Origin of the sequence: Bradyrhizobium sp. MOS002 (genome assembly GCF_003020115.1) — a bacterium.
Classification (GTDB): Bacteria; Pseudomonadota; Alphaproteobacteria; order Rhizobiales; family Xanthobacteraceae; genus Bradyrhizobium.
This window is the reverse complement of record NZ_PYFX01000006.1, coordinates 246,164-265,812: the sequence shown is the minus strand read 5'-3', so window position 1 is coordinate 265,812 and position 19,649 is coordinate 246,164. Positions and strand designations below refer to the sequence as shown.

21 protein-coding genes are annotated in these 19,649 nt (G+C 64.2%); 14 read left to right on the top strand and 7 right to left on the bottom strand.

Translation table 11 applies throughout. The features are described from left to right. Positions 1-47: 47 nt before the first annotated feature. Both C7G41_RS20845 and C7G41_RS20840 read left to right on the top strand, forming a co-directional pair. On the top strand, positions 48-1,580 hold the full coding sequence (locus tag C7G41_RS20845) for an acyl-CoA carboxylase subunit beta (protein WP_007603066.1): 1,533 nt from the start codon (positions 48-50) through the stop codon (positions 1,578-1,580). A 120-nt stretch (positions 1,581-1,700) separates the two neighbouring features. Further along, complete coding sequence (locus C7G41_RS20840; protein ID WP_106944298.1) at positions 1,701-2,048, top strand: hypothetical protein; 348 nt, start codon at positions 1,701-1,703, stop codon at positions 2,046-2,048. A gap of 9 nt (positions 2,049-2,057) precedes the next feature. Here the strand turns inward: C7G41_RS20840 and C7G41_RS37875 are convergent, their stop codons facing one another. Both C7G41_RS37875 and C7G41_RS20835 read right to left on the bottom strand, forming a co-directional pair. Then, positions 2,058-2,210: a hypothetical protein gene (locus C7G41_RS37875; protein WP_018456483.1), complete on the bottom strand. Its 153-nt coding sequence runs from the start codon at positions 2,208-2,210 to the stop codon at positions 2,058-2,060. 90 nt (positions 2,211-2,300) lie between these two features. Continuing rightward, positions 2,301-2,948 (bottom strand): glutathione S-transferase family protein, encoded by a 648-nt coding sequence (locus C7G41_RS20835; protein ID WP_106944297.1) that lies wholly within the window; start codon positions 2,946-2,948, stop codon positions 2,301-2,303. Positions 2,949-3,077: 129 nt separating this feature from the next. Here C7G41_RS20835 and C7G41_RS20830 point away from each other — a divergent pair, with 129 nt between their 5' ends. Together C7G41_RS20830 and C7G41_RS20825 are read left to right on the top strand one after the other, a co-directional pair. Continuing rightward, positions 3,078-3,392, top strand: a complete 315-nt coding sequence (locus C7G41_RS20830) for a hypothetical protein (protein WP_106944296.1) — start codon at positions 3,078-3,080, stop codon at positions 3,390-3,392. 136 nt (positions 3,393-3,528) lie between these two features. Then, on the top strand, positions 3,529-3,807 hold the full coding sequence (locus C7G41_RS20825; protein WP_106944295.1) for a twin-arginine translocation signal domain-containing protein: 279 nt from the start codon (positions 3,529-3,531) through the stop codon (positions 3,805-3,807). A 152-nt stretch (positions 3,808-3,959) separates the two neighbouring features. On the opposite strand, the gene C7G41_RS20820 is transcribed toward C7G41_RS20825, so the two are convergent. From C7G41_RS20820 to C7G41_RS20810, 3 genes are all read right to left on the bottom strand, one after another. Beyond that, positions 3,960-4,211, bottom strand: a complete 252-nt coding sequence (locus C7G41_RS20820) for a GCG_CRPN prefix-to-repeats domain-containing protein (RefSeq protein ID WP_007603074.1) — start codon at positions 4,209-4,211, stop codon at positions 3,960-3,962. Positions 4,212-4,425: 214 nt separating this feature from the next. Then, entirely contained in the window at positions 4,426-5,436 is a 1,011-nt protein-coding gene (locus C7G41_RS20815; RefSeq protein WP_106944294.1) for an alpha/beta fold hydrolase, read from the bottom strand. A gap of 84 nt (positions 5,437-5,520) precedes the next feature. Next, complete coding sequence (locus C7G41_RS20810) at positions 5,521-6,219, bottom strand: ArsR family transcriptional regulator (protein WP_199198504.1); 699 nt, start codon at positions 6,217-6,219, stop codon at positions 5,521-5,523. Between the two features lie 157 nt (positions 6,220-6,376). Here C7G41_RS20810 and C7G41_RS20805 point away from each other — a divergent pair, with 157 nt between their 5' ends. From C7G41_RS20805 to C7G41_RS20795, 3 genes are read left to right on the top strand one after another with little or no spacing between them, the layout of a single operon-like run. Then, entirely contained in the window at positions 6,377-6,685 is a 309-nt protein-coding gene (locus C7G41_RS20805; protein WP_199198503.1) for an NIPSNAP family protein, read from the top strand. Between the two features lie 35 nt (positions 6,686-6,720). Further along, positions 6,721-7,071 carry an antibiotic biosynthesis monooxygenase gene (locus C7G41_RS20800; protein WP_106944292.1) on the top strand — a complete coding sequence of 117 codons (351 nt, stop codon included), beginning with the start codon at positions 6,721-6,723 and terminating at the stop codon, positions 7,069-7,071. A 51-nt stretch (positions 7,072-7,122) separates the two neighbouring features. After that, positions 7,123-7,932 carry an oxaloacetate decarboxylase gene (locus C7G41_RS20795; protein ID WP_106944291.1) on the top strand — a complete coding sequence of 270 codons (810 nt, stop codon included), beginning with the start codon at positions 7,123-7,125 and terminating at the stop codon, positions 7,930-7,932. Positions 7,933-7,990: 58 nt separating this feature from the next. Here the strand turns inward: C7G41_RS20795 and C7G41_RS20790 are convergent, their stop codons facing one another. Further along, complete coding sequence (locus C7G41_RS20790) at positions 7,991-8,383, bottom strand: hypothetical protein (protein WP_199198502.1); 393 nt, start codon at positions 8,381-8,383, stop codon at positions 7,991-7,993. A gap of 164 nt (positions 8,384-8,547) precedes the next feature. On the opposite strand from C7G41_RS20790, the gene C7G41_RS20785 reads away from it, so the two are divergent. Continuing rightward, a complete protein-coding gene (locus tag C7G41_RS20785; RefSeq protein ID WP_106944289.1) occupies positions 8,548-9,192 on the top strand; it encodes a trimeric intracellular cation channel family protein in 645 nt (214 codons plus the stop codon). A gap of 105 nt (positions 9,193-9,297) precedes the next feature. Here C7G41_RS20785 and C7G41_RS20780 read toward each other — a convergent pair whose 3' ends face one another. Beyond that, on the bottom strand, positions 9,298-10,521 hold the full coding sequence (locus C7G41_RS20780) for a cytochrome c (RefSeq protein WP_106944288.1): 1,224 nt from the start codon (positions 10,519-10,521) through the stop codon (positions 9,298-9,300). A gap of 280 nt (positions 10,522-10,801) precedes the next feature. On the opposite strand from C7G41_RS20780, the gene C7G41_RS20775 reads away from it, so the two are divergent. The 6 genes from C7G41_RS20775 to C7G41_RS20750 all read left to right on the top strand — a co-directional run bounded on the left by C7G41_RS20775 (position 10,802) and on the right by C7G41_RS20750 (position 19,648). After that, a complete protein-coding gene (locus tag C7G41_RS20775; RefSeq protein WP_106944287.1) occupies positions 10,802-14,293 on the top strand; it encodes an indolepyruvate ferredoxin oxidoreductase family protein in 3,492 nt (1,163 codons plus the stop codon). Between the two features lie 542 nt (positions 14,294-14,835). Further along, positions 14,836-15,993 carry a thiolase domain-containing protein gene (locus C7G41_RS20770; RefSeq protein ID WP_106944286.1) on the top strand — a complete coding sequence of 386 codons (1,158 nt, stop codon included), beginning with the start codon at positions 14,836-14,838 and terminating at the stop codon, positions 15,991-15,993. After that, on the top strand, positions 15,993-16,382 hold the full coding sequence (locus tag C7G41_RS20765; RefSeq protein WP_106944285.1) for a Zn-ribbon domain-containing OB-fold protein: 390 nt from the start codon (positions 15,993-15,995) through the stop codon (positions 16,380-16,382). The genes C7G41_RS20770 and C7G41_RS20765 overlap by 1 nt, the downstream gene beginning before the upstream one ends. 256 nt (positions 16,383-16,638) lie before the next feature. Next, positions 16,639-17,499, top strand: a complete 861-nt coding sequence (locus C7G41_RS20760) for a MaoC family dehydratase (RefSeq protein ID WP_106944284.1) — start codon at positions 16,639-16,641, stop codon at positions 17,497-17,499. A 185-nt stretch (positions 17,500-17,684) separates the two neighbouring features. Beyond that, positions 17,685-18,563, top strand: coding sequence for an SDR family oxidoreductase (locus C7G41_RS20755; protein WP_106944283.1), 879 nt, complete (start codon positions 17,685-17,687; stop codon positions 18,561-18,563). 131 nt (positions 18,564-18,694) lie between these two features. Then, positions 18,695-19,648, top strand: a complete 954-nt coding sequence (locus tag C7G41_RS20750; RefSeq protein ID WP_106944282.1) for a dihydrodipicolinate synthase family protein — start codon at positions 18,695-18,697, stop codon at positions 19,646-19,648. The last annotated feature ends 1 nt before the right edge of the window (position 19,649 follow it).

The window sequence follows — 19,649 nt, the reverse complement described above, 5'->3', positions numbered from 1 at the left end:
GTTAGAACCCCGGCAATCGCATTTAGGCTAAGAACTGGCGGGAGCAAATGAAGAATATCCTGGACGCCCTTGAAGACCGTCGCGCCGGCGCAAAGCTCGGCGGCGGCGAGAAGCGCATCGAGGCGCAGCACGCCCGCGGCAAGCTGACCGCGCGTGAGCGTATCGAGCTCTTGCTCGACAAGGGATCGTTCGAGGAATTCGACATGTTCGTCGAGCACCGCTCCACCGAGTTCGGCATGGAGAAGAACAAGGTGCCCGGCGACGGCGTCGTCACCGGCTGGGGCACCGTCAACGGCCGCAAGACCTTTGTCTTTGCCAAGGACTTCACCGTGTTTGGCGGCTCGCTGTCCGAGACCCACGCGCTCAAGATCACAAAGCTCCAGGACATGGCGATGAAGGCGCGTGCGCCCATCATCGGCCTCTATGACGCGGGCGGCGCCCGCATCCAGGAGGGCGTCGCCGCGCTCGCCGGCTATTCCTACGTGTTTCGCCGCAACGTGCTCGCCTCCGGCGTGATCCCGCAGATCTCCGTCATCATGGGCCCCTGCGCCGGCGGCGACGTCTATTCGCCTGCGATGACCGACTTCATCTTCATGGTGAAGAACACCAGCTACATGTTCGTCACCGGCCCCGACGTGGTGAAGACCGTCACCAATGAGGTCGTCACGGCGGAAGAGCTCGGCGGCGCCTCGGTGCACGCCACGCGCTCCTCGATCGCCGACGGCGCCTTCGAGAACGACGTCGAGACGCTCTTGCAGATGCGGCGCCTGATCGACTTCCTGCCGTCCAACAACACCGACGGTGTGCCGGAATGGCCGAGCTTCGACGACATCGGCCGCGTCGACATGTCGCTCGATACGCTGATCCCCGACAATCCGAACAAGCCCTATGACATGAAGGAGCTGATCCTCAAGGTCGTGGACGAGGGCGATTTCTTCGAGATCGCGGACGCTTTTGCCAAGAACATCGTCACCGGCTTCGGCCGCATCGCCGGCCGCACGGTGGGCTTCGTCGCCAACCAGCCGATGGTGCTGGCCGGCGTGCTCGACAGCGACGCTTCCCGGAAGGCCGCGCGCTTCGTTCGCTTCTGCGATGCCTTCAACATCCCGATCGTCACCTTCGTCGACGTGCCGGGCTTCCTGCCGGGCACTGCGCAGGAATATGGCGGCCTGATCAAGCACGGCGCGAAACTGCTGTTCGCCTATTCGCAGTGCACCGTGCCGCTGGTCACCATCATCACCCGCAAGGCTTATGGCGGCGCCTTCGACGTCATGGCCTCCAAGGAGATCGGCGCCGACATGAACTACGCCTGGCCGACCGCCCAGATCGCGGTGATGGGCGCCAAGGGCGCGGTCGAGATCATCTTCCGCGCCGACATCGGCGATCCCGACAAGATCGCCGCGCGCACCAAGGAATACGAAGACCGCTTTCTCTCCCCCTTCATCGCCGCCGAGCGCGGCTACATCGACGACGTCATCATGCCGCACTCGACGCGGAAACGGATCGCACGGGCGTTGTCGATGCTGAAGGACAAGAAGGTGGAAACGCCGGCGAAGAAGCACGACAATCTGCCGTTGTAACGCCTCATAGCCCGGATGAGCGAAGCGACATCCGGGTTTTCCATCCAAGTCCCGCATGTCGCTTCGCTCATGCGGGCTACTGATTCTGTTTCCTGACTTGGCATCCTCGATCCAAATCGAATGACCGAAGACGACCCGACCGACGAGATCTCCGACATCGAAGCGCGGATCGAGGCTTTGGCCGAGATCGCCGAGCGGTGCCGGAAGTACATCCTGGCATCCAAGCTCGCGATCGGTGGCGGTGCTGCGCTATTGCTGATCACGATCCTCGGCTTGCTCGGGATGGGTCAGACCGCGGCGCTAGGATCGATCGCTCTGGTGCTCGGCGGGATCGTCTCGCTCGGTTCGAACGTCAGCACGCTGCGGCAGACAGAGAGCGCGATTGGTGACGCGGAGGCGCTTCGGTCTCAACTGATCAGCCGCATCGACCTTCGCGTGGTCGCCGATACTCCGATGAAGCTGGTGTAGCGCGCCAGTTTACGCGGCAGCCCTGCGTGACAGCACCTGCAACTCTTCGCGGCATTCGGCTGCAAACGCCTGAAGCTGCTCCGCGGTTTGCCGGTCGAGGATCGCCTTTGCCAACCTTTCGGCGCGGGCAAGCTGGTCTCTGAGATATGCGATGCGGGCCATGTGTCACCTTCCGCAGGGTTGATTTGATGGCTGTGAGCTTACGGCTACTGCCGGATTAGTTATGTGAGGCACGTCACACCCCACGCCGCGTCAGCGCGTCGCGTCCGCCGCAGCGAAATGCGCCATCTGGTCCGAGCGGGCCTTGGCGAAGGCCGGGCGGGCGGTGGCGCGCGCGACGTAGGCGCGGCAGGCGGCACTGTCCGCGAGCCCATCGAACTGATCGACGATGCGCAGCACGTCTGACATCAGGATGTCGGCGACGGAGAAGGTGCCTGCCAGCCATTCGCGGTTGGCCAGCACCGCCTCCATGTGCTTGAGGCGGAGTTTTAGGAAGTCGTCGACGAATTTCCACGCGGCCGTATCGCTCGGATGACCCATGAACTTCGACATCGTCCAGGGCAGGCTCGCCATCTCCACCGAATTGAGCGCGGCGAACAGCCATTCCGTGGCTTCGTTGCGGCCGCGCGGATCTGATGGCAGCAGCTTCGTGCTGAGGCCGCCGAGATGCAGCAGGATCGCGCCGCTCTCGAAGATCGAGAGATCGCCGTCGGTCAGCCACGGCACCTGCCCGAACGGCTGGTGCGCAAGATGCTCGGCGCCGCGCCCGTCGAACGGCGCGCTTGCGACGCGATAGGGCAATGCGGCCTCTTCGAGCGCCCAGCGCACCCGAAGGTCGCGCACGAAACCGCGCGGGGGCGGGGGAACCCAGTCGAAGGTGGTGAGCGTGAGGTCGGGCATGTGGTGTCTCCGTCTGCTGTTCGGGCATAGGACGGGTGAGAGATGCGCGTTCCGACACCGCTGCCAACTCTTTTTGTCGTCGGCGACACAACCGGCTAGTCTCACCCCAAACAACAGGAGGAAAATCCGATGCCGTCAGCCTTCTTCGTCGTCCGCGCCATCGTCACGGATGCCGGCAAGCGCGCCGCCTTCGACAGATGGTACGAGACGGAACATCTGCCCGACGCGGTGAAGGCTTTCGGTATTAGCAAGGCCTGGCGATTCTGGAGCCTCGACGATCCCTCACTGCATCAGGCGATGTATCAGTTCGAGAGCGAGGCTTCGCTACACGCCATGCTGAAGGGCGATGCGCTGACGCAGCTGGTGGCTGATTTCAACCGCGATTGGCCCGACGTGGCGCGCACGCGCGAGTTGCTGCTGCTGGCGCAGGAGTTCGGGAAATAGGGCATCCGGGCTACGGCGCTGCGAATCCTCCTGTCACCTGCGCAACGAACCTGAACGCGCGATTCAGCTTCGGTTCATGTCGTCACCGCGACACTTCCCCTGCATCACGGGCACGACCATCCAAGAGGAAGAAGTCATGGAGCGCCGGAATTTTTTGAAATTTGCAATCGGTGTCGCGGCCGGAGCTGCCGCGTTCACGACCGCCGCGAAGGCTGCGCCACTGGCGCCGCAGCCGCTCGGTGATGGCAGCATGCCGCAAGGCAATCCCGACGCTCATCCCGCAGTCACCAGCAGCGAAGAGGCAGCGCAGTTGAAGCCGGAGCAGGTGCACTGGCACGGCCACCACCGTCATTGGGGTTGGCGCCGCCGTCACTGGGGCTGGCATCGCCGGCGCTGGCATCGCCGCCATTGGTAAGCTTCGCGCAAGCCAGGCTTGAACGGGGGGACCGCGATCGCGGTCCCCCCGTTTTGATTCTAAACATCCCGGTGCGACGTCAGGCGCTCAAAAAGAAAATGGCCGCGCAGGCTTTCGCCGCGCGGCCATTTCGCTATGCGAGAAAAACGAGATCAGAACGGGCGGCAGCGGCCGGCGTACCAGCGGAAGCCGTAGGGGCACACGCGCGCGCGCGGCACGACCACGACAGGGGCCGGCGCAACCACGATCGGACCCGGGCGGACAACGACCGGACCGCGCATCGGGCGGCAGCCGCCATAGGCGCCGCGATACCAGCCGGGGCCGCAACCGCCGGCGGCGCTGGCCGCCTCGCTGAAACCAACGACCGCGCTGGCGAGCATCACGGCGGCAAACAGGTATTTCATTTGATCTTCCTTCTCGTCTTTGGGGGTAGGCTTTGGAGGCAGGATTGGGGCAGGCAGGAGAGGTTGGCGATTTCGGCGCACCATGAATCAAAAGACACGATTCGACACGTTAAAGTTCGCAACATGCCGACACGACGCGCCCCAAATTTGCCAATGATGACCTGAATGCGGCATGAACATTCCCCGCACGCGGCTCCGGACGACAGCAATGTCGCTAGCGGCCGAGAAAGCCCAGCACCAGCTCTTTGTACTTCTCCGGTGATTCCAGGAAGACGAGATGGCCGGTGTCCGGGATTACCTCGGCCCGCGCATTCGGCATCTTCGCGGCCAGTGCCTTCGCCAGCTCGGCGTTCTGCCCCATTTTCGCGCGCAGCGCCTCCGGCGCGTTCGGCCGGCCCGGTGCGTTGTGGTCGTCGGCCCCCATGATGAACAGCGTCGGCTCGGTGATCAGTGCGATCTCGTGCGCCACCGGCTCGCGATAGATCATCTGGCCGGAACTGACGAAGGCGCGCAGCCAGCGTGGATAGTCCGGGCTGCCCTTGATGTTGAAGCGGGTGTCGATGAACGGCGTGATCGCCTCCGCCGGCAGCTTGATCGCATAGTTGGTCTGCAGCTGCTTGCGGTAGCCATCGGCCGTGAGCTTGTCCTCGGCCTCGATGATCTTCTCGGTCGGCGTCGGCGGGACATAGAAACGGTAATCTTCCAGCCCGATTGGGGCCGTCAGAACAAGGTGAGCGACGCGGTCGGGAAAGGCGCGGGCGATGCGGACGCCCAGCATGCCGCCGAGGGAATGGGCGACGATCTCGGCCTTATCGATCTTGAGGTGATCGAGCAGCGCGATAGTGTTGCGCGCCAGATTGTCGAAATGCAGCTCGCCTGTTGGCTTGGAGGATTTGCCGAAGCCGATCTGGTCCGGCACCACGACGCGGAAGCCGGCCTCGCTCAGCATCTTGATCACAGGCGCCCAGTAGCTCGACGGGAAGTTGCGCCCGTGCAGCAGCACGACGGTGCGGCCGTTCGGCTGCGCAGGCGGCACGTCCATATAAGCCATGCTGAGCTGCTCGCCGTCATTGGTCAGAGGCAGCAGGTGCACGGGATAAGGATAGGGAAAGCCTTCGAGCGCGATACCGTAGGGCTCGCGCGGGGCGGTATCGGCGGCGTGGGTGGAGGTGAGCGGAGAGGCGGTGAGGACGGCGACGAGCGCGGCCGAAGCAAAGCGGATCATGGAGGTCTCTGTGTGTGACAACCGTGGCCATAAACGCGTGGATGGCCGGGTCAAGCGAGAGACGTCGTTCACACGGAGTTGTGTTCAGTCCCGCCCATCACCGAACAACGCGGCAAACTGCTTCTCGCCGGTGCGCGTAAAATTCACCACGCGGCTGCCGGGCGTGGCGTCGCGGGCGGCCCATTTCAGCTCGGCGAAACGCTGCATCATCGCGGCGCCCAGCGTGCCGGCGAGATGGTGGCGCCGCTCGCTCCAGTCGAGACAGGCCTTGCAGACCGGCCGGCGCGGATGGGCGAGCATGTCGGGCGAGATCTGCAAATGCTTCGCCAGGAAGCGCTCGCCCTCCGCCGTCAGCTCGATCTCCTGCTTCTTCTGCCTGACCAGGTTTCGCGCGCGCAGGGTGTCGAGCATCTGCACGCCGAGATCGCCGGCGAGATGGTCGTAGCAGATCCGCGCACGCCGCAGCGCCGGATCCTTCGGCCCGGTGCGCACGCGCATATGGCCGGTCCGCGCGGCGAGGCCCGCAAGGCCCTCCAGCACACCGGCGACGTCGTCGTCGGTGAGGCGGTAGTAGCGGTGGCGGCCCTGCTTCTCCGGCTCGATCAGGCCACCGGCCTCGAGCTTGGAAAGATGCGAGCTCGCGGTCTGCGGCGTGATGCCGGCCTCCTGCGCCAGCTCGCTCGCCGTGAGCGCGCGGCCGTTCATCAGCGCAGTGAGCATGTTGGCGCGGGCGGGATCGCCGACCAGCGCGGCGATCATGGCGATGTCCGGACCTGATTTCATGCTTCGATGGTAGCCGAAGCATTGCGGTGGGGCAAGCGCGTAGCGTGTTGCCACGGACTCGTCATTGCGAGCGAAGCGAAGCAATCCAGACTGCTTCAGCGGCGGCGGTGTCGCTCGCGCTTCTCGCAATGACGGTGTGGAACCAGAGGAGCCCATCATGTCTATCACCGTCTTCATCCGCTACCAGCTCGATCCCTTCAAGCGCGCGCAGTTCGAGGAGTATTCGAAGCGCTGGCTCACCATCATCCCGAAATGCGGCGGCGACCTGATCGGCTATTTCATGCCGCACGAGGGCACCAACAACATCGCGTTCGCGCTGATCACCTTCGAGAGTCTGGCTGCGTATGAGACCTATCGCGCCCGGCTGCGTCAGGATACGGAAGGCATGGCGAACTTCCATTTCGCCGAGGAGCACAAATTCATCCTCGCGGAAGAGCGCACGTTTCTGCGCCAAGTGGTTTTGTAGGTGGTATTGTAGGCCATCAACTCAAGGAGACGCCCATGATCGCCGTGATCTTCGAGGTCTGGCCGAAGCCGGAACACCGCCAGGATTATTTCGACCTCGCGGCCGACCTCAAGCCGATCCTGCAAACCATCGACGGCTTCGTCTCGGTCGAGCGTTTCGAGAGCCTGACCGAGAAGGGCAAGATCTTGTCGGTGTCTTTCTGGCGGGACGAGGCCGCCGTGCAAGCCTGGCGCAACACGATGGAGCACCGCCGCACCCAGGCCAAGGGCCGCGCAAAGATCTTCGCCGATTATCATTTGCGTATCGCCAGCGTCATTCGCGACTACAGCATGAATGATCGCGAGCAGGCGCCGAAGGACAGCCGTGCGGTGCACGACGCGCACTAGCGCTCGCGGCGGCACGTCCCCATCTCTGCGCGGCCAACCAGGGAGAGAAACATGCATGTGACAACTGCTGACAAGCGCGCGACCTTCAGGAAGATGCACGAGAGCGGCTGCTTCATCCTGCCCAATCCAGTCGACATCGGCAGCGCCAAAGCGTTGCAGCATCTCGGCTTCAAGGCGCTCGCGTCGTCGAGTGCGGGCTTTGCCTGGACCATCGGCAAGGCCGACAACCACGTCTCCGTCGAGGCGGTCTGTCAGCATCTGGCAACATTGAGCTCTTCCGTCGACATCCCCGTGAATGCGGATTTCGAGGGCGGCTTTGCGGTCGAGCCGGATAAGGTCGCGGATAATGTCGAGCGCTGTGTGCGCACCGGCGTTGCCGGCCTGTCGATCGAGGATTCCACCGGCAACAAGGACAAGCCGATCTACGAGCGCGCGCTTGCAGTCGAGCGCATCAAGGCGTCGCGCAAGGCGATCGGCGACAGCGGCGTGCTGCTGGTCGGCCGCTGCGAGGCCTATCTGTGGGGCGTGACCGACCTCAAGCTTGTCATCGACCGGCTCACCGCTTACGCCGACGCTGGCGCCGATTGCCTTTACGCGCCGGGCCTGAAGAGCCGCGAGGACATCGCCGCGGTGGTGAAGGCTGTCGCACCCAAGCCGTTCAATCTGTTGATCGGCGGCTCCGGGCTCTCATTGCAGGAAGCTGCCGATCTTGGCGTGCGCCGGATCAGCGTCGGCGGTTCACTCGCTCGCGCCGCCTGGGGCGGCTTCATGCGCGCCGCGAAGGAAATGGCGGAGAAGGGCACCTTCTCGGAACTCGCGAGCGGCTATCCCGGCGGCGAGCTCAACAAGATGTTCAGCTAGAGACAGCCGAAAGCGGCGGGATGTGAGTCCCGCCGCTGTCGCATAGTGTTGCAAATTGTTACTTCGCGCCGTCAGCCGGTGCCGGCGTATCCGGTGCCGGTCTGCTCGGCGCGGCGCCCGTGGTCACGCCCGGCCCGGTGTTGGTGCGCGGCGTCACGTCGCGCATGCCGGGAGGTGCGGCCGGATTGGTAGCCGGTGCCTGCTGGGCGGTCTGCGTTGCCGGCGTGGTGCTGGCTTGGTTGCCGGTGCCGGTGTTGTTCAGGCCATAGAACACGGCACCCAGCACCAAGGCGATTGCCACTGCGAACAGGGCTACTTTGCCGCTGGAGGCGGGGCCTTCGCCGAGCTCCGGGTCGACCTGAAGCTGGGCATCCCGTCGCGCCGCATTGCGATACTCATCATCGGCGAGATTCGGGCGGTACGGATCGTCGATAAAACGGTCGTCAGCCATCGATTGGGTCTCCTCGATTATTGCGGCGGGACAACCCATAGATGCGAGATTCTGTTCCGCCCTCCTTAGTGCTTTCGTCGCATGTTGCGTCCGCGGCGGGAATCGGGAACCTGTTCGCAGGGAACCTGAAGCGTAAGTTTCGCTGGCGGGAAGGGAACCAAACGATGTGGAGCTTGCCGCCGACCGATAGCGTGCTGCATCTGTTGTCGCTGGTCGCGGTCGCGGCGCAAGGCATGACGGCCGCGCTCGCTGCCGGCCGCCGCAGCATGGATTGGCTCGGCGTCTGCTTCCTCGGCTGCATCACGGCGCTCGGCGGCGGCACCTTGCGCGATCTCTTTCTGGGGCATTATCCGCTGGCCTGGGTGCAGAACCCCATCTACCTCGCGCTGGCCGGGGGCGCCGCCTTCCTCACCATTCTGATGGCGCGCCTGGTGCACCGGCTGAAACTGGCCTTCATCGTGCTCGATGCCATCGGCCTCGTCGTCTTCACCATGATCGGCTGCGACATCGCCTGGCAGATGGATGCCACGCTGCCAATCGTCATTGTCTCCGGCATGGTGACCGGTTGCGCCGGCGGCGTCTTGCGCGACGTGCTCTGCAACGACGTGCCGCTGCTGTTCCGCTCCGAGCTTTACGCCAGCGTCTCGGTGGTGACGGGCCTGTTCTATGCGACCGCCTTCGGTCTCAAGTTGAACGCCGAGCTCTGGACTGTTTTGACGTTCGTGCTCGGCATCAGCTTCCGTCTGCTCGCGGTGCGCTACAAATGGGAGATGCCGAAGTTCGTCTTTACGGAAGAGGAGGAGCGGTAGCTCAATCAACGCCGTCATTGCGAGCGCAGCGAAGCAATCCAGTGTCCCTCCGCGGAAAGATTCTGGATTGCTTCGCTACGCTCGCAATGACGGAGAGGAGGCGACCTACTGCTCCTTCCGCGCCTTCGCCACCTGCGCCGGCGTCACCAGCGGCGCGGCATTGCCCCAGGAATTGCGGATGTAGTTCGTCACTGCCGCGATCTCGTCGTCGGACAAGTTCTTGCCATAGGCCGGCATCTCGCCAGTGTTGGGCGCGCGCGGCGTCGTCACGGTGTGGGCGCCGTCGAGGATGATGCGCAAGGTCGAGGACGGATTGGCCGATTGCAGCAGCGCGTTGGCAGGCAGCGGCGGATAGATGCGCGGGCTGCCTGTACCGTCGGCCTCATGGCAGGCGATGCAGAGCTTGGCGTAGACGGCCTGGCCGCCCTTCAACTCGGCCTCGTCAGGCGGCGTCACGATCGTCTCACGGCGTGCCGGCGGCAGGCTCTTCAGGTAAACCGCGATCGCGCGCACGTCGGCATCGCTCATCTTCGAGGTCGAGTTGACGACCACCTCCGCCATCAGCCCGCCGGCATGGCTCCTGACGTTGCGCCCGCTTTGAAGATATTCCGTGACGTCCTCGACGGTCCACGATCTCAGCCCGGTGCGGGCGGCGCCGTCGAGCCTTGGCGCGTACCAGCCGCCGACCTCGTTGCCCGCCAGTGCCTGCGCCTGCTTGTCCGCGCCAAAATAGTTCTTCGGCGTATGGCAGGCGCCGCAATGACCGAGGCCGGTGACGAGATAGCCGCCCCGATTCCACGCCGCGCTCTGGCTCTGGTCCGGCTCGAACAGGCCCGGCTTGAAGTACACAATGTTCCAGATCCGCATCAGGCCGCGATAGCTAAACGGCCAGCGCAGGTCCGGGGGCTTGTTGCGGCTCGTGACGGCCGCGAGCGTTCCGAGATAGGCCCGGATCGCCAGCGTGTCGTCCTTCGTCATCCGCGTGAAATAAGGATACGGGAACGCCGGGTAATAGTTGGAGCCGTCGGGCGCGATGCCGGTGCGCACGGCACGGGTGAAATCGGCATCGGTCCAGGCGCCGATCCCGGTGTCGCGGTCCGGCGTCAGGTTCGGCGCGTAGATCGCGCCGAACGGTGTGTCGATGCGCTTTCCTCCCGCGAACGGTTTGGCGGGATCGGCGGTGTGGCACCCCGCACAGTCGCCGGCCTCCACCAGCGTCTTGCCGTAAGCGATCAGCTCCGGTGACGGCTCGGCAGCGACGGCCGCGCTCGCAACCGCACTGCACAACGCCAGACCCACGAGAGCCAGGCCAGCCAGAATCGTCCGCATCGAAAGCCTCTCCTGCGACCCATCGACGCCGGCCGGGATGACCGGGCGTCAATTCGTTGCGCGACGGCGGGGGTATGGTGACACAAAATGAAAATCGCGGATGCCAATGCAGCCACGAAATTGCGATTTTTACCCGGCGCTGCCTTTGGTCCAGAATTGTGATGCGGAGCGTGAAATATCCGACATAGAGTGGCGGAAATGGTCGGCGCGCCCTAGCTAAAAACAACGGGCAGGCAACGGCTTAAGCAGCCAAGCGCTCAAAAGGGCGGAAGAGGACATAATGGGCATCAACCAGGGTCCGATCAGTCTCGATCAGAAATACACCCAGGACACCGGACATATTTTCACGACCGGCATTCAGGCCCTGGTCCGCCTGCCGATGGCCCAGATCCGGCGCGACCGTGCCGCGGGGCTGAACACCGCGGGCTTCATCTCCGGCTATCGCGGCTCGCCGCTCGGCGGCTATGACCAGCAGCTCTTCGCCGCGCGCAAGCATCTCGAGCAGTACAACATCAAGTTCCAGCCCGGCGTGAACGAAGATCTGGCCGCGACCGCAGTCTGGGGCTCGCAGCAGCTCAACCTCTCGCCCGGCGCCCAGTATGACGGCGTGGTCGGCATCTGGTACGGCAAGGGCCCCGGCGTCGATCGCTGCGGCGACGTCTTCCGCCACGGCAATGCCGCGGGCTCCGCCAAGAACGGCGGCGTCCTGTGTCTCGCCGGCGACGACCACGGCGCCAAATCCTCGACGGTCCCGCATCAGTCCGACCATGCCTTCATGTCGGCGCTGATGCCCTATCTCTACCCGTCGAGCGTCCACGAGATGATCGAGATGGGCCTTCTGGGTATCGCGATGTCGCGCTATTCGGGCTGCTGGGTCGGCATGAAGGTGATCACGGAGACCGTGGAGACCACCGCCGAGATCGACCTCACCGACGAGATGACTCCGTTCGTGATCCCGACCGATTTCGAGATGCCGGAAGGCGGCCTCAATCTGCGCTGGCCCGACGACCGCTTCGCCCAGGACCGCCGCCTGCAGGACTACAAGGGCTTTGCCGCGATCGCCTTTGCGCGCGCCAACAAGGTCAATCGCATCACCATGGACTCGCCGAACGCCCGCTACGGCATCATGGCGTCCGGCAAGAGCTACGAGGATATCCGGCAGGCGCTGCGCGAGCTCGGGATCACACCCGAGGTCGCCGCCAAGATCGGACTCCGATTGTACAAGATCGGCATGCCGTGGCCTCTGGAGCCGGAAGGCGTCAGGCAATTCGCTGTAGGCCTCGAGGAAATCTTCATCATCGAAGAGCGCCGCGAGATCGTCGAGAACCAGGTGAAGCAGGAGCTGTTCAACTGGCGCGACGACGTCCGTCCCCGGATCATCGGCAAGATGGACGATCACGACAAGCGCTTCCTCCCCTTTGCCGAAGAACTCAGCGTCGCCTCGCTGGCCAGCTCGCTCACCGAGCGTCTGCTTCGACTTGATCTCAATCCCGAAATTGCAACCATGCTGCGCGCCAAGGCCGATTGGTTCAACGGCCGCCAGGCGTCGCAAATGCAGGCGACCGCGCCTGTCGCCCGCACCCCGTATTTCTGCTCCGGCTGCCCGCACAACACCTCCACCAAGGTGCCCGAAGGCAGTCGCGCCTTTGCCGGCATCGGTTGCCACTTCATGGCACTGTGGATGGATCGCTCGACCGAGACCTTCACGCACATGGGCGGCGAGGGTGTGCCGTGGGTCGGCGTCGCCCCCTTCACCAAGGAAGAGCACGTGTTCGCCAATCTCGGCGACGGCACCTATTTCCATTCCGGCAGCCTCGCGATCCGCCAGGCGATCGCCTCCGGCGCCAACATCACCTACAAGATCCTCTATAACGACGCGACCGCGATGACCGGCGGCCAGCATGTCGACGGCGAATTGTCGCCGCAGCAGATCACCTTCCAGCTTCACAGCGAAGGCATCCGCGAGATCTATCTGGTCTCGGAAAATCCCGACGCCTATCCGGCCAACGAGATCGCGCCCGGCGTCAAGACCGCGCATCGTGACGAGCTCGACGCGGTCCAGAAAACGCTGCGCAAGGTCAAGGGCGCGTCCGCGATCGTCTTCGTTCAGACCTGCGCCGCCGAGAAGCGCCGCCGCCGCAAGCGCGGCACGATGGAGGATCCGGCGCGCCGTGTGCTCATCAATCCCGCGGTGTGCGAAGGCTGCGGCGACTGCTCGGTGCAGTCCAACTGCATTTCCGTCGAACCGCTGGAGACGGAGATGGGGCGCAAGCGCGCCATCAACCAGTCGACCTGCAACAAGGATTATTCCTGCGTCAAAGGCTTTTGCCCGTCCTTCGTCACCGTCGACGGCGGCAAGATGCGTAAGCGCGCGCCGGCGGGCGTCGGCGATATCGGCAATCTGCCCGAGCCGGCGTCGCGCCCCAATTTGGACAAGCCCTACAACATCGCGGTGGGCGGGGTCGGCGGCACCGGCGTGCTGACGATCGGCGCGCTGCTCGGCATGGCCGCGCATATCGAGGGCAAGGCCTCGATGATCCTCGACATGTCGGGCCTGGCACAGAAGGGTGGGGCGGTGCTGAGCCACGTCCGCCTGTCCGACCATCCGGCCGAGGTGACATGCTCGCGCATCGTCACCGGCACCGCGGACGTCGTGCTCGCCGCCGATGAGGTGGTCGCGGTTGCCAAGGACACCATCTCGCTCTGCGACAGCAGCCGCACCCGCGGCATCATCAACAGCCACGTCATCCCGACCGCCGACTTCGTCCTTAATCGCGACTTCAACTTCCAGACCCGCAAGCTGAACGGGTTGCTGGAAACCGCGCTGCACAAGGACTCGGTGTTTTTCGACTTCACCAAGCCGGCCGAACAGCTGCTCGGCGACAGCATCGCCACCAACATGATGATGATGGGCTACGCCTATCAGAAGGGCCTCTTGCCGTTGTCGGCGGAGGCGATCGAGCAGGCGATCGAGGTCAACGGCGTCTCGATCAAGATGAACAAGGAAGCCTTCAGGCTCGGCCGCCTCGCGGTCGCCGATCCCGCACGACTTGCCGACATGCTGAAGGGCACTGACGAGGTGGTTGCGCCCAAGGCGCTGGACGCCATGACGCTCGACGAGGTCATCGAGCATCGCACCAGGCATCTCACGGCGTACCAGAACGGCCGCCTCGCAAAACGCTATCGCAAGCTGGTCGACCAGGTCAGCGAAGCCGCCAGGCAGGGTGGCTATGACGAGGCGCTGACCCGCGCCGTTGCGGTCAACTACGCCAAGCTGCTGGCTTATAAGGACGAATACGAAGTTGCGCGCCTCTACACCGACGGCGCGTTCGAAAAGCAGCTCCGCGACCAGTTCGAGGGCGACTTCAAGTTCAACTTCAACCTCGCCCCGCCGATCCTCAGCCGCGGCGTTGACGCGCTTGGGCGCCCGAAGAAGCGCGCGTTCGGCCCGTGGATGCTCCCGGTGTTCCGCGTGCTGGCGAAATTCAAGGTGCTGCGCGGCTCGCCGCTCGACATCTTCGGTCGTAGCGCCGACCGCAAGCTCGAACGCGATCTGATCGCCGGCTACGAGAAGGACGTCGCCACCGTGCTCGGTCTCTTGTCGCCGCTCACGATCGACACCGCGGTGGAGCTACTCTCGTTACCCGACCGCATCCGCGGCTACGGCCCGGTCAAGGAGAAGGCGGTCGCCGACGCCAAAGCCCGCTACGCTCAGCTCGCCGCCGATTTGGCGAACCCGCCGCCGGCACCAAGGCAGATCGCGGCGGAGTAGAATTTGTTGGGTGGGAGTCGCTAATCCACCCACCAAATTTCTGTTTGAAATCAATCTCCTTTCTACTGTGCATGGGGTTGTTTTCGCAGAAAAGAGGTTTTCGATAAAGCGAAACCGCTTGTGCCGTCGGGCAAAACACCTTTACGGTTCTGCCCGGCGTTCTCGTCATTGCGAGCGCAGCGAAGCAATCCAGAAATGCGTCCGCGGAAAGATTCTTGGATTGCTTCGCTGCGCTCGCAATGACGGTGAGAGAGCGAGGCGGCCATCTACGACCGTCACCCTGAGGTGCTCGCCTCTTCGGCGAGCCTCGAAGGGCGACAGCCCGACTGTTGCCGCGCGGGATAGGCCGTAGAATCTCGGCCGTGCATCCTTCGAGGCTCCCGGCGCGATGCATTGCATCGCGCCACTCGCGCCTCAGGATGACGGATGGGGAGTTGCGCCAACCGCTGCCCTCTCGCCCGGCGGAATATTTCCGCGCTTGCCAACGGGGCAGCAGCGGTTCAGAAAAAACCGGAAGTGAGAAACGCCAGCGGAGACCTTATTTGACCATCAAGGGCAAGGCCTACATTGCCGGGATTTTTGAACACCCGACCCGGCATGCGCCAGACAAATCCACCGCGCAGCTCCATGCCGAGGTCGCCAAGGGCGCGATCGAGGATGCTGGGCTCTCTAAGGACGATGTCGACGGCTATTTCTGCGCGGGCGACGCTCCCGGCGGCGCCTGGCCGATGGTCGATTATCTCGGTCTCAACACCAAGAAACTCCGCCATGTCGATTCCACCGAGACCGGCGGCTGTTCCTACATCATCCATCTCGGCCACGCCGCCGAAGCGATTGCCGCGGGCAAGTGCTCGATCGCGCTGATCACGCTGGCGGGCAAGCCGCGCACCGGCGCGATGCCGCCGCGCGCGGCCGGCGCCGAGGCCGATTTCGAGACGGCATACGGCGCGACCACGCACAATGCCTACGGCATGTGTGCCATGCGCCACATGCACGACTATGGCACCACCAGCGAGCAGCTCGCCTGGATCAAGGTCGCGGCCTCGCACCACGCGCAATACAATCCGCATGCGATGCTCAAGGACGTCGTCACCGTCGAGGACGTGCTGAATTCGCCGATGATCTCCGATCCCTTGCATCGCATGGATTGCTGCGTCGTCTCCGACGGCGGCGGCGCGCTGATCGTGACGACGCCGGAGATCGCAAAAAGCCTGAAGAAGCCGCTGGTCAAGCTGATCGGACATGGCGAGGCGATGAAGGGGCCGCGCGGCGGCAAAGATCTCGACCTCACGTACTCCGCCGGCATCTGGTCCGGCCCGCGTGCGTTTGAGGAAGCCGGCATCACGCCGAAGGACATCAAATACGCCTCGATCTACGACAGCTTCACCATCACCGTCCTGATGCAGCTCGAGGACCTCGGCTTCTGCAAGAAAGGCGAGGGCGGCAAGTTCGTCGCCGACGGCAATCTGATCTCGGGCGTCGGCAAGCTGCCGTTCAACACCGATGGCGGCGGCCTCTGCAGCAACCATCCCGTCAACCGCGGCGGCATGACCAAGATCCTTGAGGCCGTGCGGCAGCTGCGCGGCGAGGCGCATCCGAAGGTGCAGGTCAAGAATTGCGATCTCGCCATCGCCCACGGCACCGGCGGCCTGCTCGGCGTCCGCCACGCCGCCTCGACTGCGATTTTGGAGCGCGTGTGATGAGCGAAGCTAAAAAATATCCGGCCCCGGTGACGAACCCCGAGACCGCTGCGTTTTGGGAGGCCGCCAAGCAGGGCAAGTTCATGATCAAGCGCTGCACCGCCTGCGGCGAGGCGCATTACTTCCCGCGCGCGATCTGCCCGTTCTGCTACTCCGACAAGACGGTGTGGGAGGAGTCTTCGGGCGAGGGCACGATCTACACTTACAGCCTGATGCGGAAGTCGCCGACCGGCCCTTACGCGATCGGCTACGTCACGCTGAAGGAGGGGCCGTCGCTGCAGACCAATTTCGTTGATTGCGATCTGACGACGTTGAAGATCGGCCAGAAGGTGAAAGTGGTGTTCAAGCCGACCGATGGCGCGCCATTGCCGTTCTTCACGCCGGCTTAGTTTGCTTTCTTCCTTCTCCCCTTGCGGGAGAAGGTGGCTTAGGCCGCCTTTGGCGGCCGTTCTTAAGAGACGCCGAAGCGAAGCTTCGGCTTTGGCGCCGGATGAGGGGTATCGCTCCGCGGAGAACGCTTTCACTGCGGAAGCAACCCCTCACCCAAACGAGTTTGCCGCACGGCTCTCGTAGCCCTCTCCCGCAAGGGGAGAGGGCACTTCGACTGGCAGCGGCGCATAAGAATCCGGAGGGGAAACCAGAAAAATGTCCGCCAGATACGATGAACTCAAAGGCCTGAAAAACCTCGGCCAGAAATACGCCTACACCGATCGCGAGGTCATGCTCTACGCCTATGGCATCGGGCTCGGAGCAGATCCGATGGACGAAAACGAGCTCGCTTTCGTCAACGAGGGCACGCTGACGCCGCGGCCGCTCAAGGTGGTGCCGACCTTTGCCTCCGTCGCCGCGTGGGGCGCGGGTCCCGGCGAGATGAACCTCAACCGCGTGATGGTGGTCGACGGCGAGCGCGACATCACCTTCCACCAGCCGCTGCCGGTGGCTGCGCATATCACCGCCGACTCCTCCGTGATCGAAGTCTACGACAAGGGCAAGGACAAGGGTGTCGTCATCAGCCACCAGACCGTGCTCAAGAATGAGAAGGGCGAGAAGCTGGCAACTCTGGTCGCCTCGCGCTTCGCCCGCGGCGATGGCGGCTTTGGCGGCCCGAACCTGACCCAGCCGGATCCGCACAAGATCCCGTCGCGCGCACCGGACACGACCATCGACATCGTCACGCGCCCCGACCAGGCGCTGGTCTATCGTCTCTGCGGTGACCGCAACCCGCTGCACTCCGATCCCGAATTCGCGAAAAAGGCCGGCTTCCCGCGTCCGATCCTGCACGGCATGTGCACCTACGGCATCACCTGCCGCGGCGTGCTCCAGACCTATGCCGACTACGACGCCTCCGCCTTCCGCCAGCACGTCGCGCGGTTCTCCTCGCCGGTCTATCCCGGCGAGACCGTGACCATGGACCTCTGGAAGGACGGCAGCGTGATCTCGTTCGAAGCGAAGGTGAAGTCGCGCGGCGTCACCGTGATCAAGAACGGCAAGACGGTGCTGGGGTAGCAACACGCGACGGCCGTCGTCTCCCTCGCCCCGCTCTTGCGGGGAGAGGGTGGGGTGAGGGGCTCTCACCACGAGCCGAGACGGTATTGAGACCTGTATCCCCTCACCCGGATCGCAAGGCGATCCGACCTCTCCCCGCAAGCGGGACGAGGTAAGAAAGAAAACAAAACCAGGGAGACGCCACCATGGGACTACTCGACGGCAAGGTTGCGCTGATCACCGGCGCGGGCGGGGGGCTCGGTGAGGCCTACGCAAGGCTGTTCGCGCGGGAAGGGGCGTCCGTCGTGGTCAACGACCTCGGTGGCCCCCGTGACGGCTCGGGCGCCGACACATCGATGGCGCAGCTCGTGGTGGATGCGATCAAGGCCGAAGGCGGCAAGGCCGTCGCCAACGGCGCCGACATCTCCACCATGGAAGGCGGCCAGTCGGTGTTCGACGACGCCATCAAGCATTTCGGCCGCGCCGACATCCTCGTCAACAATGCCGGCATCCTGCGCGACCAGACCTTCGCCAAGGCCAGCGAGTCCGACTGGGACAAGGTCATCAAGGTGCATCTGAAAGGCACCTTTTGTTGCACCATGCCGGTGTTTCGCTGGATGCGGGAAAACGGCGGCGGCGTGATCGTCAACACCTCCTCGACCTCGGGCCTGATCGGCAATTTCGGCCAGAGCAATTACGGCGCGGCCAAGGGCGGCATCTGGGGCCTGTCCAACGTGCTGGCGATCGAGGGCCGCAAATACAACATCCGGATCTGGACGCTTGCCCCGGGCGCGCTGACCCGCATGACCGCAGACCTGCCCCGCTATAAGGAGAACCCCTCGGCGGCGCTGGGGCCGGACGGCATCGCGCCGGCCGTGCTATACATGGTCAGCGACTTGTCCGGCGACCAGACCGGCAAGGTGCTGGGCGTGTCCGGGCCCCGCGGCGTGCGCGAAATGCGGATGATGGAAATGGACGGCTGGAAGCCGCCGCACACGGGCTGGAAGGCCCAGGACATCGCCGATCATGCCCAGGAGATCTTCTTCTCCGAGGAGCAGATCAAGATGGGCGCGCGGCGGTTTTAGCCATTGTTGTCGTTCCGGGGCGATGCAAAGCATCGGAGCCGGAACCTCGAGATTCTCAGGTGCGCAATTGCGCACCATAGTTCGATGCTGACGCATCGCCCCGGAATGACGAACAAGAGGATAGAGACCCGATGAAACTCACCGCCGACGCCAAGGGCACCTTCGCAATCGCGCCGACGCCGTTCCACGACGACGGCCGGATCGACGAGCGCTCGATCGACCGCCTGACCGATTTCTACGAGGAGGTCGGCTGCGACGGCGTCACGGTGCTCGGCATTCTCGGTGAGGCGCCGAAGCTCGATGCCGCCGAGGCCGAGCAGGTGGCGGTACGCTTCGTCAAGCGCGCCAAAAAGATGCAGGTGATCGTCGGCGTCTCCGCGCCGGGCTTTGCCACCATGCGCTCGCTGGCGAAGGTCTCGATGGAGGCCGGTGCGGCCGGTGTGATGATCGCGCCGCCGCCGTCGTTGCGGACCGACGACCAGATCGTCGGCTATTACAAGCAGGCGGCCGAGGCGATCGGCCCCGACGTGCCCTGGGTGCTCCAGGACTATCCGCTGACCTTGTCGGTGGTGTTCACCCCCGCCGTGATCCGCAAGATCGTCACCGACAATCCGAACTGCGTGATGCTCAAGCACGAGGACTGGCCGGGACTGGAAAAAATCTCGACGCTGCGCAATTTCCAGAAGGACGGCTCGCTGCGGCCGCTGTCGATCCTCTGCGGCAATGGCGGGCTCTTTCTGGACTTCGAGATGGAGCGCGGCGCCGACGGCGCCATGACCGGCTATGCCTTCCCCGAACTCCTGATCGACGTCGTCCGACTTTCGAAGGAAGGCAAGCGCGACGCCGCCCATGATCTGTTCGATGCCCATCTGCCGCTGATCCGCTACGAGCAGCAGCCTGGCGCTGGCCTTGCCGTGCGCAAATACGTGCTGCAGAAGCGCGGCATCATCGCCTCCAGCGCCCAGCGCAAGCCCGGCGCCACCATTACCCCGGCGGCGAAGGCAGAGGTCGAGTACCTGCTGTCGCGCGTGGCCCGCGTCGACAAGCGCGCCAATCTCGGCCCGCAATCCAGCGCAGCAGGTTAGT